This window comes from Pseudovibrio sp. Ad26 (genome assembly GCF_001623285.1).
Classification (GTDB): domain Bacteria; phylum Pseudomonadota; class Alphaproteobacteria; order Rhizobiales; family Stappiaceae; genus Pseudovibrio; species Pseudovibrio ascidiaceicola.
This window is the reverse complement of record NZ_LMCE01000015.1, coordinates 113,209-128,419: the sequence shown is the minus strand read 5'-3', so window position 1 is coordinate 128,419 and position 15,211 is coordinate 113,209. Positions and strand designations below refer to the sequence as shown.

Sequence of the window (15,211 nt, the reverse complement as noted above, 5' to 3'; positions counted from 1 at the left end):
ACTGCTTGCAATAGGGAGTGGTCCGAGATAGTGACCGCCCCCAAGCTTTGAAGTTCCTCTCGGATTTTGAAACCTCCAAGATGCTGTTGCCTGCTTGCTTTGTTCCCCTGTGAATAAAGGTGCAGGCGTCGATCACCTTCGATTCTCCGATCTGTGTGTGTTTATCGGGCAATTGAAGATGGGTCCTGCTTCTCTGATCTGGCTGGCGCGACTGTTTATGCGTTCCGCGACTTTCAGCAGATGGCAGGATAGGGTCTTTGAGCAAGGTTGCGGCAACAGCCTTTTGCTCCCTCGTCCCTTTGTGATCGTACCCGCACTCGCGGCAGGGGTTCACTTGAGATTTCAGGAACCAAAAGCAAGGGTTGGATAGCACCGGCGCGTTGCGAGCACATGGCTCGACGGGTTTGACGCTATCTTCGTGTACTTAAGAGAAAGAGCGCCAGCGACAACAAGCCAAGCGCTCCAAGAAGAATAAGAAGAGATTGTCATGTTCCCGGAGTTACAATCCGAGCGCTTGATCCTACGCGATTTTCGCGAGAGTGATTTTGATATTCATAATGCGTCTTTGAATGATTTCGATGTGAGCAAGATGCTGACTGTCGTTCCGCATCCTTATACAAAGGATGATGGAGACTGGTGGTTTGATCATTGCCGCACAACATCTCACTGCGAAGAGATCAACTGGGTGATCGACAATGGTGAAGGCCTTGTCGGCGTCATCGGCATCCGCAATGTCTCGACAACACCGCACCTGGGTTATTGGCTGGCTAAATCCCAATGGGGTAAAGGTTATGCCAGTGAAGCGACCAATCTGATATGCGATTATGTGTTCAACCGGCTGAATGCGGTTGCGATGAACACTGGCCTGTTCACCATCAATCCGAAATCTCTGAATGTGCTTCAGAAGAACGGGTTTGAGGTGACTGGCGAGACTAAAGAGAAGAACCGCGCTCGTGGTGATCTCGAAATGGATTACACTACAGTTACGCTGACCCGGGACAGATGGACATCGATGCAGGCGATTGCAGCCTGACGGTCCAATCTCTAAAGCAACTTGTCTTTAGAGATTTGTTCTTGCGCATTTGAATTTTGAAAGGCTTGCGAATTGATGTTCGTGAGCCTTTTGGCTGTTCAGGGCAGCAAACCATAAATCAGGTTGCTTATTCTTTTCTGGAAAGCGCTAGACACTTTTCGGGAACACGCTTAAGCAATAAAATTAGCCAGATTTGCCGTTCCGCCCTTGGCGGGAGCGCAATAGGGCTTTATGACGTCCTCCAAAGAACGTCACAGGTGGACGAAAGAGAATAAAATGAAATTCCTCGATCAGGCAAAGATCTTTGTAAAGTCTGGTGATGGTGGCGCGGGCAGCGTCAGCTTCCGCCGTGAGAAATATGTTGCCGAAGGTGGACCCGACGGCGGTGATGGTGGCCGTGGTGGTGATGTATGGGTTGAGTGCGTTGATGGCCTCAACACACTGATCGACTATCGCTACGCACAGCACTACAAAGCAAAAATCGGCATGCATGGCATGGGCCGCAACAGAACCGGCGCCAAGGGCGACGATGTTGTGCTTCGTGTTCCTGTAGGCACTCAGATTCTTGAAGAAGACAACGAGACCGTTCAGGCGGACATGACTGAGATTGGTCAGCGCTTGTTGCTTCTGAAAGGTGGTAATGGCGGTTTCGGTAACGCGCACTTCAAATCCTCAACCAACCAGGCACCGCGCCATGCGAACCCTGGTCTTGAAGGTGAAGAAAAGTGGATCTGGCTGCGGCTGAAGCTGATTGCGGATGCTGGACTTGTGGGCCTGCCAAACGCTGGCAAGTCCACCTTCCTCTCCGCTGTATCAGCAGCACGTCCGAAAATTGCGGATTATCCGTTCACCACGCTGCACCCTAACCTGGGTGTGTGTGAACTCGACAATCGCGGCTTTGTGCTCGCTGACATTCCGGGCCTCATTCGTGGTGCACACGAAGGTCATGGTCTTGGCGACCGTTTCCTTGGCCACGTGGAGCGTACTCGCGTTCTGCTGCATCTGGTGGATGGCTCTGGCGAAGAAGATCCGGCAGATTCTTACCGCACCATTCGCGGTGAGCTGGAAGCTTATGGCCATGGTTTGGATGAGAAGGCTGAGATTGTTTGTCTTTCCAAAGCAGATGCATTGACAGAAGAGTTGCGCGAAGAGCGCTTTAAGTCTCTTGAAGAGGCCTGCGGTCAGAAGCCTTTGATCATTTCGTCTGCCAGTGGTGAAAACATCGACACTGCACAGCGCATGATCATTCGTGCAATTGACAAGAATAAGCAAGACGAGGCCAATGCCATCCCTTCTGATGGAATTGAGGAGTGGCGCCCGTAATGGCTCGAAGTCTGAGCGACTATAAGCGCATCACCGTAAAAATCGGCTCTGCCCTTCTGGTAGAAAAAGGCCGATTGAAGCGTGAGTGGCTGGAATCGCTGGCAGATGACCTTCAGGCTCTTTCCGAAGCTGGGAAAGAAGTGCTGGTGGTCTCTTCCGGTTCCATTGCTCTTGGTCGTGGTGTGCTTGGTCTGCCAGCTGGTCCGCTCAAACTGGAGCAGGCGCAAGCCGCCGCTTCTGTGGGCCAGATTGCACTTGCTCAGGCGTATTCTGAAATTCTCGGTGTGCGTGGTTTAACGGCTGGCCAGATTCTGCTGACGCTCGGCGACACGGAAGAGCGTCGCCGTTACCTCAATGCGCGCGAGACGATTGGCACTCTGCTGAAGATGGGCGCTGTGCCGATCATCAACGAAAATGACAGCGTTGCGACCTCCGAGATCCGCTATGGCGATAACGACCGTCTGGGCGCCCGTGTGGCGACCATGGCGAGTGCGGATCTTCTTGTGCTGCTGTCTGATGTGGACGGGCTTTACACCGCCGCTCCGCAGACAGATCCTGATGCCATCTTCCTGCCTGAGGTTCCTCAGGTGACGCAGGAGATTGAGGCGATGGCCGGTGCGCCGGGAACAGCCTTCTCCTCCGGAGGCATGAAGACCAAGATTGATGCGGCTAAGATTGCGCAGAGCGCAGGTACATCCATGATCATTGCCAGTGGCAAGACCATGAACCCACTCAACGCGATTGAAAATGGCGCACGGGCGACATGGTTCCCTGCTCCATCTTCACCTTCCCGGGCCCGCAAAACGTGGATCAGCGGTCACCTGAAGCCGCATGGCACCATTCAGCTGGATGCAGGCGCGTTGAAAGCTGTGAAGGCAGGTAAAAGCTTGCTGCCAGCAGGGGTGACCAAAGTGGATGGCACATTCACACGTGGTGATGCGGTGCGTATTATAGATGCGGACGGGCACGATGTGGGTTGCGGGCTTGTGGCCTATGATTACGGTGAGGCCTCTCTCATTATTGGGCGCAACAGCAAAGAAATTGAAGCCATTGTTGGCTATCCGGGACGTGCAGAGATGGTCCATACGGACGACCTTGTGCTCTCTACATCTGATTTGGACAATTCATAGAAACTGTTTAGGTTGACCAAGTTCAACCAGTGATGACTTAAGGGTTTTGCAGATGCTGAATACTTCTGAAGTGGCAAATGCGGACAATACCGATGTTCGCGACTTGATGGCAACTCTTGGCAAGAAGGCACGCGCTGCTGCACGTACTCTAGCCATTGCCCCCACAAGCCAGAAGAACAAAGGCCTGGAAGCGATGGCAGCTGCCGTTCGCTCTGCAACCCCTGAGATCCTCAAAGCGAATGCGATTGATCTGGAGAGCATGCAGGTCAATGGTCAGCTGGCATCCTTTATTGATCGCGGCACATTGAACGAAGAGCGCATTGAAGCCATTGCCTGCGCACTGGAAGACATTGCCAAGCTGGACGACCCTGTCGGCTCTACGATTGCAGACTGGAAGCGCCCGAACGGTCTGGACATCTCCCGCGTCCGCACGCCTCTTGGTGTAATTGGCGTAATCTACGAGAGCCGCCCGAACGTGACTGCGGATGCCGGAGCATTGTGCCTAAAGGCTGGTAATGCTGTTGTGCTGCGCGGCGGATCAGACACCATCAATTCCAACCTTGCTATCTATAAAGCTTTGCAAGCTGGCCTTGCAGACGCCGGACTGCCGGTAGATGCCATTCAGATTGTACCGGTGAAAGACCGTGCTGCTGTTGGCGAAATGCTGAAGGGTCTGGATGGTAATCTTGATGTGATCATCCCGCGTGGTGGCAAGAGCCTTGTTGCACGTGTTCAGGATGAGGCCCGTGTGCCTGTGTTTGCGCATCTGGAAGGTCTGGTTCATATCTTCATCGACAAAAAGGCCGATCTGGATAAGGCGATTGAAATCACCGTCAACTCCAAGATGCGCCGGACGGGCATTTGTGGTGCTGCCGAGACGCTGCTGGTTGATGAAGCTGTGGCAGCAACCATTTTGCCTCCAATTCTTGCTGCTCTTCAACAGAAGGGCTGTCAGATTCGCGGCGATGAAGAGGTCATGATGCTGTGCCCGACCGCTTCTGAGGCGAATGATGATGACTGGTCTACAGAATATCTGGACGCGATCATCTCTGTGAAGATTGTTGGCGGTCTGGAAGATGCGATTGAGCATATCGGGATCTACGGCTCCAATCACACGGACTGCATCATCACAGAAGACCAGATTGCGGCCCGCAAATTCCTTACTGAAGTGGACTCGGCTATCGTTCTTCACAATGCATCCACACAGTTTGCGGATGGTGGTGAATTTGGTATGGGTGCCGAAATTGGCATCGCAACTGGCCGCATGCATGCGCGCGGACCTGTTGGTGTGGAACAGCTGACCAGCTTCAAATACGTGGTTCGCGGGAACGGCCAAACGCGTCCATGACGAACCCCGACCCCACAATGGGCGATAGCCACGGCAAGCTTGGGATTGTGCAACCAGACTGGATGCGCCTTCCCTATGCTGCTCCGGGCAATCGCATTGGTTTGTTTGGCGGGTCGTTTAATCCCCCACATCCCGGCCATCTTATGGTGGCGGAGACGGCGTTGCGGCGCTTGAACCTGCATCAGATCTGGTGGTTGGTCACGCCCGGAAACCCACTGAAGTCTAACCGAAACCTCGCGCCCCTGGAAGAACGTGTTGCCGCTGCGCAGGCTTTGGCACGACATCCACGCATGAAGGTGACGGCCTATGAGAAGGTACTTGGCACCTCTTACACGGCAAGTACGGTGGAGCAATTAAAGCTGCGCAGACCGCATCTGAATTTTGTCTGGGTTATGGGTGCAGACAATCTCTCCAATTTTCACCATTGGCAAAACTGGCAGAGCATTATAGAAGGGGTGCCTGTGGCAATTGTTGACCGGCCCAAAGCGACCCTTTCGTCTCTTTCCGCTCAAGTTTGCCAAAGGTATGCCTTTGCTCAATTAAAAGAAAAAAGTGCAGACCACCTGCCTGAGTGCAAAGCCCCGTGCTGGACCATTTTACGTGGTCCGCTGGATGAAACCTCTTCCACCCTCCTGAGGAATAGAGGACACACCCCAGGGTAACTTTACGCTTTTTACGGCAAGTAGTGTCTTGAAAATGCCATAGGGACCTGAGTATTCTTCTTGACGGAAGGCTTGAGTTTGTGCATTTCAGGCTTTTCGACCGGCAGAGTACTGCTTTCTCTAACCATGGCGAGGGCTCTTAAGCTGACCATGACAACTCAACATGAAGGGACGGACACCATCGCTCCTCTTCAACCGCATGATCCCACCAATGAGGGGGACGTGCTTGCACTGATCCTCAACAGCCTGGAGAATTCCAAGGCTGAGGATATCGTATCTCTAGATCTTACAGGCAAATCTGCTCTGGCTGATCACATGGTTGTGGCTTCTGGCCGCTCTCATCGCCATGTGGGTGCTGTTGCCGACTACCTGCTCCGTGATCTGAAAGATGCTGGCTACGGTAACGCTCGCGTTGAGGGCATGCCGCATTGTGACTGGGTGCTCATCGATATCGGTGATGCAATCATTCACATTTTCCGCCCAGAAGTCCGCAGTTTCTACAATGTAGAAAAGATGTGGTCTGCGGATAGCTCTGCACCGACGCAGTTCATCGGATAGTATCAGTGCTTCTTTGAAGCACTGACTATTACACCAGTCAATTCTCTACCCCTTTGGGGGAATGAGGGAGTCTGGGCAAATGCCGCTGATGCAGGTGCTGCTCCATCTGCATGAGATCTTTTTGCGGGTCACTACGATCTAATCCCGGAGACTTTATGAAAGTCACGATTGCCTGCGTCGGCAAAATGAAAGCTGGCGCGGAAAAGGACATGCTTGAACGCTATCTGGACCGAGCCCGCAAAGCTGGCCGTTCCGTTGGCATTACGTCTGTGTCCGTGGTGGAATTTTCAGAGAGTCGGGCTGCCCGTACGAGTGATCGAAAAGACGAAGAAGCGCAACTGCTGCTCAATGCGCTTCCTTCCGGTGCGATCCTGATTGCACTGGATGAGCACGGCAAGGCACTTTCCAGCGAAGCCTTTGCCAAAAAGGTTGGCGGTTGGGCCGATCAGGGTATTTCGGATATGGTGCTCGCCATTGGCGGTGCCGACGGCCACGGCCAGGCGCTGCTGCAACGCGCAGACCTGAAGCTCGCTCTGGGCTCCATGACATGGCCTCACCAACTCGTCCGGATCCTCTGCGGCGAGCAAATCTACCGCGCCATCACGATACTGACAGGACATCCGTATCACCGGGCGTGAGTGGTGTAGAGATTGCACAAACTCCTTCGCGAAAACCGATTATCGAGCGAGCAACTGGTAATAGTGCAACAGTATTTATCTTAGTGATTGACACAAGGATGATCAGAGAAATCCTATCTATCTAACAGGCTAGAGCACAGGTAGAACGAACCAAGCTCAATCCTTTTTATAGACTTAAAGATTTCTCTATGTTGACGTATCTTACCGACAGCGCAGTACAGCTGGAAATATTTGGCCTAAAACGTATTTTTCCAGCAAGCAAAAAGCATAGAGAAGAAGATTTCCAAGACAAGTTTGACTCATCGACCTTATTCTATGATTGCTTCAGGTCCTTTGATGGCAAGAACATAATCCTCGTTGGTCCTAAACCATTGGGTTTTGAGAAAGAACTTGCAAAAGCGACGTTCTCGATAAGCGATGGGAAACTTCGCACTAAACATCGAAAACTAAAGCAGATTCACGAAATCTGGATCAAAGTAGCACCTGACCAAGTTATCGATACGGTGGATATGACGCTAAACGGTGTCCGAGCCCAGATCAACGTGAGCGCGAGCGCTGCAAAGCGGTTTGAAGGTAAACGTACACTCTCTACACTATGTAAAGAGACCCCTGTGTGCTGGATCCTCGACTGGGTCAAGTTTAACGTAGTGAACCACGACGTGAACGCGCTCGTTCTCTTTGAAAACAGCCAGAGTGTTCAACGCGTACAGGAAATTTATCAGGCGCTTGAGCAATCCGGCCTCGATATTGAGTTTGAAGTGGTCCACGCGCCTTTCCCGTATGGACCGCCTCAGATGCGTGACATCAAATTCCTACAACGCTCAATACTTCAAATACTTCGTTGGAAATATGTTCAAACTTCTGACGCACTTCTGTTTTGCGATGTCGATGAGTTTGTCATTTGTGAAAAAGGCGTATCTATATTTTCCGGTTTAAAAGATAGCTTTTTGGGTTATTTCCTTATTCCCGGGGTTTGGATCGAGCCAGTGACTAATGCAGGTATCAATGAGCTCAAATCTCTTGATGATCGTCGCCATAATATGTTTTTGCACACAACCAATCCACCAACGGCGACACATCGAAAATGGGTGGCAGTTCCTTCGCGGATTCCCCAGAGTATTCAGTTCAAGGCCCACGGCGTTCGGCCCGAGCCTAAACACGCTGCTTGGCTACACCCATTTTTTACGCGCCTAAAACCGTTTTTGCGGTCAGCAACACTCTGCCATTTCAATGCTATTAGTACGAGCTGGAAGACAGATCGAGATAAAATTGGACCGATTGACGAAAGCAAACATACCTTGCACGAAGGCCTTCGCAATGCTTGTGATGCGGCATTTTCTGACAAGACCAAGACACCTGAACTTTCATAAGTAATGAGGACTGGTGTTAATTCAGAAGCTACCCTATTTCGTCCTTCCTTTTGCTTCTTCACTACAAAGCACCCGATAGGTACAGCTGAACATTACAAATCAATTGCAGATATTGATGTTTTTGCTGGAAGTCGGTAAGCCTGCAACGTGGTTGACACTTCCTTAACGCTGTTAGGAGCATTATCCTCGGCGTTAACTTTGGGGCTGCGTTCCTGTGTTTTAGCAGGGTTGGTCTGCGTCGATATTTTAGTATTAAGGTCAGCGGTTCAGTGGGTTGCTGTACTTTGGGAGTTCAGTTGTTGCGTTTTAGGGGAAACCTGATCCTCCGATCGGTGACAAGCTTTGCCTTGTTTTTTGCGGTTGCGCTTGTTCTGCCGCTACAAAGTACTGCGCAAAAACTGACGAACGTCTCCTTTAAAATTGAAGATGGCAAGATTGATCCCGAAGACCCGGCTGCACTTGCTCTGCTCCAGAAACAGGAACGGGAAAAAGAACTTCGCAGCTTGAATGAAAACATCTCCCTTTCCAAAGAGAAGCGTGAAGAAATTCAGCGGTCCATTCGTGCGTTGGAGCGCGATGGTGAGAGCCTGAGCGGAGAGTTGATCCGCACGGGTGAGCGCATGAAAAAACTCGAAAACCAGCTGGAAGCCACTGAAGCACGGTTAGGCCGACACAGAAAAAATGAGCAATCTGTCCGGGCGTCATTGAATGAACGTAAAGATGTTTTAGCTGAAGTTTTAAGCGCTTTGCAAAGGATCGGTCATCGCCCACCGCCAGCCATGGTCGTGCGTCCTCAAGATGCTCTTGGTGCGGTACGCAGTGCGATCCTGCTCAACTCAATCATGCCGGAAGTGCGGATTGAAGCGGAAGCGTTGGCGAGTGATCTTGCTGAACTGTCTCGGCTTCGAGCAAAAATTGAAGCAGAGCGCAACCGGGTTCGAAGTGGTGCAATACAGATGGCGGAAGAGCGTCATCGTGTTGAATTGCTTTTGGAAAAGAAGAAGGCAGCACGGCAGGAAAGCCTTGCAGCGCTGGAAGCCGAGAAGGCTCGCGCCAAGGAACTTGCCGAAAAGGCAACCTCTTTGAAAGAGTTGCTTGCTACCCTTGAGCGAGAAGTGAAGAGCAGCCGTCGTGCAGCGGAAGCAGCGCGACTTGCGGACATTGAGCGGCAAAACCGGATCGCCTCCGGTGATCCGTTTGCTGATCCGAGCCGATTGAAACCGGTTGTTGCTTTTTCGGATACCCTTGGGCTTTTGCCTGATCCGGTGTCTGGAACGCTCCTGCAAGACTTTGGGGTTGCAGATGGTTTTGGCAACGTAACGACTGGCCAATCCATTGCGACACGCCCGAATGCCCAGGTCACCTCCCCCACTGATGGTTGGGTGGTGTATGCAGGGGATTTCCGCTCTTACGGGCAGATGGTAATTGTTAATGCAGGCGGCGGATACCATGTCCTTATGTCCGGGCTGGACGATGTCATGGTGGAGTTAGGGCAGTTTATTCTAGCTGGAGAGCCAATCGCTAAAATGGGAGAAACGCGCCTCGCAAGCGCTAATAACCTTAATTTTAGTTTGGACCAGCCGGTTTTATATGTAGAATTCAGGAAAGACGGCACTGCAATCGACCCCAACCCATGGTGGTCACGCGCCGAAAACGAAAAGGTTCGCGGATGATACGGAAAGCATCGCTTTTGTTGGTTGGCGTAGTCATGGGGGCTACGGCGGTCGTAACATATTCTCAGGCACCATTCAGATTTGCTGAACCAGCTTCTGCTGCGTCTCCTGATACCTACAATCAGCTCAATCTGTTTGGCGACGTGTTTGAACGTGTGCGCTCTGATTATGTAGAGGAGCCAGCTGACTCCAAGCTGATCGAGACCGCTATCAACGGCATGCTCACCAGCCTTGATCCGCACTCCAGCTATCTGCCTCCAAAGAGCTTCCGCGATATGCAGGTGCAGACCCGCGGCGAGTTTGGTGGCCTTGGTATTGAAGTGACCATGGAAGACGGCCTTGTGAAGGTTGTTGCTCCGATTGACGACACTCCGGCTTACAAAGCAGGCGTACAGGCAGGCGATCTGATTACCCATCTTGATGGGGAACAGGTTATGGGCCTTACCTTGAATGAGGCTGTCGAGAAAATGCGTGGTCTGGTCAATACAGACATCGTCATTACAGTGCGCCGTGAAGGTATCAACGAACCAACCGATATCACCATCACCCGTGATGTGATCCGCATCCGCTCTGTTCGCTGGAACAAAGAAGACGACATCGGTTACATCCGCATCACGCAGTTTAACGAACAGACCTTTGATGGTCTGGAAAACGCTGTTGATGAGCTGACTGCTGAAATCGGCGAAGATAATCTGAAGGGCTTTGTGCTGGATCTGCGCAACAACCCAGGCGGTTTGCTGGATCAGGCGATTGCTGTTTCTGATGCGTTCCTGAACCGTGGTGAAATTGTTTCTACCCGTGGCCGTAATGCTGAAGAGACCCAGCGCTATAACGCTCGCAATGGTGACCTGACTGAGGGTGCGCCTGTGATCGTTCTGGTGAATGGCGGTTCTGCGTCAGCCTCTGAGATTGTAGCCGGTGCTCTGCAGGATCATCGCCGCGCAACTATTCTGGGCACACGTTCCTTCGGTAAAGGTTCTGTACAGACCATCATTCCACTTGGTGCAAATGGTGCGATCCGACTGACAACTGCTCGTTATTACACACCGTCTGGCAACTCCATTCAGGCTAAGGGTATCCGCCCTGACATCATTTCCTTGCAGGAACTGCCTGATGAGCTGAAAGGCCGTGCTGAAACCAAAGGCGAAGCAGGTCTGCGTGGTCACCTTCAGGCTGAAGAAGGCGATGAAGGTTCTGGCAGTCAGGCTTACGTGCCACAGGACAAAGACAAAGATGTGCAGCTGAACCTGGCAAAATCCCTGCTCCGCGGCGAGAAGACTGATGCAGCCTTCCCACCAAGTGCAGACAGTGCAGCAAACGAATCCAAATAATTCAGAGTATCGAGCGCTTCATCCGGAGCGCTCGATTTCTATCTATTTGTTTTCAGGCATATACCTCTCCGAAAACCGGTAGCCACATTTCGGGGATATGCTATAAAGTGATTAAGGACGCCGCGCTAAACCTTCGTTTGGCGCGGCGGAATTTTATGACAGGGTGGGGGCACCAATGGTTAGGAGCGATTTGACAGCTCCGCTTGGAATGAACAAGCGTCGGAGCATCGGGCGATTGCCGCTCGGCCTGATTGGTGTCGCCATCATGACTGTTATTTTCACCACCGGCTTTATCTGGATCGGCATTGTTGATGACCCCAACGGTGGCGAGCCGATGGCGACTATCGAGCTTTCCAGTGCTCTTGATGGTGTTGCTCCCAGTGATATCGAGATTGTTGACCTACCGGATGGTTCTCAACTGGCCCAGATTGGGTCTGACCAGTTTAATGCCAATGGCTTTGGACAGGATGGCAGCTATCGTCCCTCTCGCCCGGCAGGCGCAAACGCGCAAGATCAGGCCAGTGGACCGACATCACTCGTCGATCTGGCCCGGCGTGTTGATTATGAGGGGCTGGATGGTGGCTTCTCAAGCGAGTCTCTTTCTACCGACCCAATTGATCAGCTGCTCGAGCCCAATAAGTTCGGCTCCCTTCCAAAGATCTCTGCTGAGGGTATTCGCCCGCTTGATGCCTATGCACGGCGGCCAAACCCTGCAGCGCTGACACAGGCGCGGATTGCTATTTTAATCAATGGTATCGGGCTTAACTCCGACATGACGCTCAAGGCCATTGAGGATCTCCCTGCTGACATCTCTTTGGGGCTTTCTCCATATGGTGATGACATCAACAGCTGGATGAAATCCGCCCGCCTTTCCGGGCATGAAGTGCTTCTTCAAGCTCCAATGGAGCCGTTCGATTATCCTGACAACGATGCTGGCCCGCAAAGCCTGCTGACCAATCTGGACAGGAAGCAGAACGAGGAGCGCCTCTCCTGGGTTCTTGGACAGACCAGCAATTATGTTGGGCTTGTCAACTTCATGGGCGACCGCTTCACCTCTAACGAGACCCGTATGAGTGAGTTCCTCAGCAAGGTTCGTGATCGTGGCCTGATGTATGTTGATGACGGTTCGTCTCCCCGCTCCAGAGCAAGCGAGGTTGCCGGGACGCAGAAGGTGCCATTTGTGCAGGCCGATCTGGTTCTGGACCAGAACCTGAGCGCCGAAGCCATTGGTACACAGTTGCTGGAACTGGAAACAATTGCTCGTCAACGCGGCATTGCCGTCGCAACTGCGACTGCTTTCCCTGTTACGTTGAATGCGTTGGAAGCGTGGTCGCAGCGGCTAGAGGAGCGCGGTCTTTCTCTCGTTCCAATCAGCTCTGCCATCAATTCCACACGCTAGAGCCTGTCGCATTTATGGAACGTCACGCATGATGCTTCAGCTCTTTACTTTGCACGTATTCCTATCTGAGAACCGAAGCCACGTTTCTGGAATATACTCTTAACTCTCTTTATTGGACCAGACATGACCGATTACAGTGCCCTTCCCTTCCGTCCTTGCGTTGGCATCATGCTTATCAATCGGGATGGGCTTGTCTGGGCTGGCAAACGCTATGGCGACAAGCAGCCTATTCCTGAAGAGTTTGCCTGGCAGATGCCGCAGGGTGGTCTGGACAAGGGTGAAGACCCGTTGGAAGCCGCGAAGCGTGAGCTTTATGAAGAGACTTCTGTGAAGTCCATCACGCTGTTGGCTGAAGCGCCTGACTGGTTTTCATACGATTTTCCTGAGGAAATTCAACGCCAAGTGCGTAAGGCTAAGTATCGTGGCCAAACACAGCGCTGGTTTGCATTCCGCTTTGATGGCGATGACAGCGAAATCAATATCCTGACTCCACCTGATGGACATGCTCAGGAGTTTTGCGAGTGGCGCTGGGAAAAGGCCGAGAACCTTGCTGGTCTCGTGATCCCGTTCAAGCATCAGGTCTATCTTGATGTGGTTGAGGCTTTCTCTGAGTTCACAACTTGACGCTGCTTTGAGGAGCGATACAGAATAATCTCACCGTTCTGGGAATTTCCTAGCTGAACGTAAGAGATCGACATCTGTTTGGCGCCTTCATTTTGAGTGCGCTCAGCAACTCACGTGAAGAACTTTCTTCGAGCTTCTTGTTCAATAGCATGGCGGAGTTGCAGGTCCGCCAGTTTTGCCATTGCGGCTTTCCAGTCTGACGTACCTTCTGCTTTTTGAACAACAAGCCGCTGAGCATCTATCTCTTTCTTCAATTCAATCTCGCGCGGCACAGCCCCGGCATCAGCCATGATCCTCATGCCTGCAGCTGTATCAAGAGAACCGGGCGCACGTGCTGGCAGTGGTTTGCCCTCTCCCTCAAGATTGTCCAGTTGCCCTTCTGCTTGTGCTTTCAGTATCTGACGCTCTGCGAGATTTTTAAAACTCATGATCTGTACTCATTTTCCTTTGAGATCACCTGAAAATCTGTAGGCTAGGAATAAGACAGGATGCAAAATTTGTCAATTTTATTGACAATATAGGAAATTAAGTTAAATAATTCAAATGCTTAAAAAACCAGAAACCAAGCCTGAAATGCTCTATGCTGGCATACAGATGACCCGCCCGTTGCTCCGTACCATCAGCAATCGGGTTGAGGCGGATCTAGAAGGAACCGATCTTACTGTTGGTCAGCGTGCTGTGCTGGAAGCTGCGCTTGCTTTGGAGCAGGCAACAGCGCCGCAACTGACTGATTTTCTACAGCTGAAGCGCCAGTTTGTGGCCAAGGTCCTCAAAGAATTGCTCGACAAGGGGCAAGTGGAACAAGTGAGTAATCCGCGACACAAGCGGTCCGTGTTCTATTGTTTGACACCATCAGGCAAAGCGCTGATTAAAAAAGTTCGCAAGGCCGAGATGAAACGGATAGAAGAGTTCGCGAAGGTATTTTCCGAGGAAGAGGTGGAAACCTATTATCGCATGCAATGCGTGTTGAATGACGCGTTGTCCAAGCGCTCTTAGGCTCTACCGGTTTAAAGATGCACTCCTGATTGCGATGTGCTGAGATTGGATTGAGATATGAGCAGGTTCTGGAGCCCGATTGTCCAAAAACTGGAGCCCTATACACCGGGTGAACAGCCGAAGCATCAGACCTTTATCAAACTGAATACCAATGAGAACCCATGGGGTCCCTCTCCGCGTGCATTGGAAGCGATTGCTGCTGCCACAGGCGATGCGCTGCGGTTGTATCCTGACCCGTCAGCCTCTGATCTCAGAGCAGGCATTGCATCCTCTCTTCAGCTGACCTCTGATCATATCTTTGCAGGTAATGGCAGTGATGAGGTGCTGGCGCATGCGTTCCATGCCTTCTTCAGTGGGAAAGAACCGATTCTCTTCCCGGAGATCACCTACGCCTTCTACCCAACCTATTGTAAGCTTTACTCGATTGAGTATCGTCTGGCTTCTCTCGACAGTGACTTCTGTATCAATCCGAGTGACTTTTCCGATGCTTGTGGTGGTGTCGTCATCGCAAATCCGAATGCGCCAACCGGGCTCGCTATGCCACTTGAGAATATCGAGGCAATCCTCAAGGCAAATCCGGATGTCGTGGTTCTTGTCGATGAGGCTTACATCGATTTTGGCGGGCAAAGTGCAGTTCAGCTGGTGCCGGACTATGACAACCTTCTGGTGGTGCAGACCTTTTCGAAGTCACGCAGCCTTGCTGGAATGCGTGTCGGGTTTGCGGTAGGGCAGCCGCACTTGATTGAGGGATTGCACAGGGTCAAGGACAGCTTCAACTCCTACCCGCTCGACAGGCTTTCGCTTGCAGGCGCGCTTGCTGCCTGGGAGGACACGGAATGGTTTGAGAAGACCCGAGACCAGATTGTTGCTGATAGAGAGAAGCTTACCGAGAACCTCCAGACACTCGGCTTTACGGTGTTGCCATCTTCAACGAACTTCATTTTCGCCTCTCATGCCCATGTGCCGGCGGAGCGGATACATGCAGACTTGAGAGAGCACGGCATTCTGGTTCGGTACTTTAAGAAAGAACGGATCAACGATTGGCTGCGTATTTCTATTGGAACCACTGAAGAATGCACCGCATTGGTGAAGGTGCTTCGGACAACGCTCTGAATAAATTTTGTTG

General features: G+C 51.8%; 15 protein-coding genes. 14 read left to right on the top strand and 1 reads right to left on the bottom strand.

Going from position 1 to position 15,211, the window contains the following annotated elements:
- Positions 1 to 487: 487 nt before the first annotated feature.
- From PsAD26_RS03435 to PsAD26_RS03380, 12 genes are all read left to right on the top strand, one after another.
- Entirely contained in the window at positions 488 to 1,033 is a 546-nt protein-coding gene (locus PsAD26_RS03435) for a GNAT family protein (protein ID WP_063309267.1), read from the top strand.
- 276 nt (positions 1,034 to 1,309) lie between these two features.
- Positions 1,310 to 2,356, top strand: a complete 1,047-nt coding sequence (obgE, locus tag PsAD26_RS03430) for a GTPase ObgE (RefSeq protein ID WP_063309266.1) — start codon at positions 1,310 to 1,312, stop codon at positions 2,354 to 2,356.
- A complete protein-coding gene (gene proB, locus PsAD26_RS03425) occupies positions 2,356 to 3,486 on the top strand; it encodes a glutamate 5-kinase (RefSeq protein WP_063309265.1) in 1,131 nt (376 codons plus the stop codon). The genes obgE and proB overlap by 1 nt, the downstream gene beginning before the upstream one ends.
- Before the next feature lie 52 nt (positions 3,487 to 3,538).
- Entirely contained in the window at positions 3,539 to 4,834 is a 1,296-nt protein-coding gene (locus tag PsAD26_RS03420) for a glutamate-5-semialdehyde dehydrogenase (protein WP_063309264.1), read from the top strand.
- Positions 4,835 to 4,851: 17 nt separating this feature from the next.
- Positions 4,852 to 5,496: a nicotinate-nucleotide adenylyltransferase gene (locus PsAD26_RS03415; protein ID WP_153041447.1), complete on the top strand. Its 645-nt coding sequence runs from the start codon at positions 4,852 to 4,854 to the stop codon at positions 5,494 to 5,496.
- 150 nt (positions 5,497 to 5,646) lie between these two features.
- Positions 5,647 to 6,054 carry a ribosome silencing factor gene (gene rsfS, locus PsAD26_RS03410; protein WP_244271711.1) on the top strand — a complete coding sequence of 136 codons (408 nt, stop codon included), beginning with the start codon at positions 5,647 to 5,649 and terminating at the stop codon, positions 6,052 to 6,054.
- Positions 6,055 to 6,209: 155 nt separating this feature from the next.
- Entirely contained in the window at positions 6,210 to 6,692 is a 483-nt protein-coding gene (rlmH, locus tag PsAD26_RS03405; RefSeq protein ID WP_057461558.1) for a 23S rRNA (pseudouridine(1915)-N(3))-methyltransferase RlmH, read from the top strand.
- Between the two features lie 188 nt (positions 6,693 to 6,880).
- Complete coding sequence (locus PsAD26_RS03400; protein WP_063309263.1) at positions 6,881 to 8,062, top strand: hypothetical protein; 1,182 nt, start codon at positions 6,881 to 6,883, stop codon at positions 8,060 to 8,062.
- A gap of 296 nt (positions 8,063 to 8,358) precedes the next feature.
- Positions 8,359 to 9,735, top strand: a complete 1,377-nt coding sequence (locus PsAD26_RS03395; protein WP_208985482.1) for a peptidoglycan DD-metalloendopeptidase family protein — start codon at positions 8,359 to 8,361, stop codon at positions 9,733 to 9,735.
- Positions 9,732 to 11,066 carry a S41 family peptidase gene (locus PsAD26_RS03390; protein WP_057462750.1) on the top strand — a complete coding sequence of 445 codons (1,335 nt, stop codon included), beginning with the start codon at positions 9,732 to 9,734 and terminating at the stop codon, positions 11,064 to 11,066. The genes PsAD26_RS03395 and PsAD26_RS03390 overlap by 4 nt, the downstream gene beginning before the upstream one ends.
- Before the next feature lie 175 nt (positions 11,067 to 11,241).
- Positions 11,242 to 12,465 (top strand): divergent polysaccharide deacetylase family protein, encoded by a 1,224-nt coding sequence (locus PsAD26_RS03385; RefSeq protein WP_208980847.1) that lies wholly within the window; start codon positions 11,242 to 11,244, stop codon positions 12,463 to 12,465.
- Between the two features lie 123 nt (positions 12,466 to 12,588).
- Positions 12,589 to 13,089 (top strand): RNA pyrophosphohydrolase, encoded by a 501-nt coding sequence (locus tag PsAD26_RS03380; RefSeq protein WP_063309262.1) that lies wholly within the window; start codon positions 12,589 to 12,591, stop codon positions 13,087 to 13,089.
- Positions 13,090 to 13,199: 110 nt separating this feature from the next.
- On the opposite strand, the gene PsAD26_RS03375 is transcribed toward PsAD26_RS03380, so the two are convergent.
- Positions 13,200 to 13,517 (bottom strand): DUF1992 domain-containing protein, encoded by a 318-nt coding sequence (locus PsAD26_RS03375; RefSeq protein WP_063309261.1) that lies wholly within the window; start codon positions 13,515 to 13,517, stop codon positions 13,200 to 13,202.
- 115 nt (positions 13,518 to 13,632) lie between these two features.
- Between PsAD26_RS03375 and PsAD26_RS03370 the strand changes: the two genes are divergently transcribed.
- Positions 13,633 to 14,085, top strand: coding sequence for a MarR family transcriptional regulator (locus PsAD26_RS03370; protein WP_063309260.1), 453 nt, complete (start codon positions 13,633 to 13,635; stop codon positions 14,083 to 14,085).
- A 57-nt stretch (positions 14,086 to 14,142) separates the two neighbouring features.
- A complete protein-coding gene (gene hisC / locus PsAD26_RS03365) occupies positions 14,143 to 15,198 on the top strand; it encodes a histidinol-phosphate transaminase (protein ID WP_063309259.1) in 1,056 nt (351 codons plus the stop codon).
- Positions 15,199 to 15,211 lie beyond the last annotated feature (13 nt).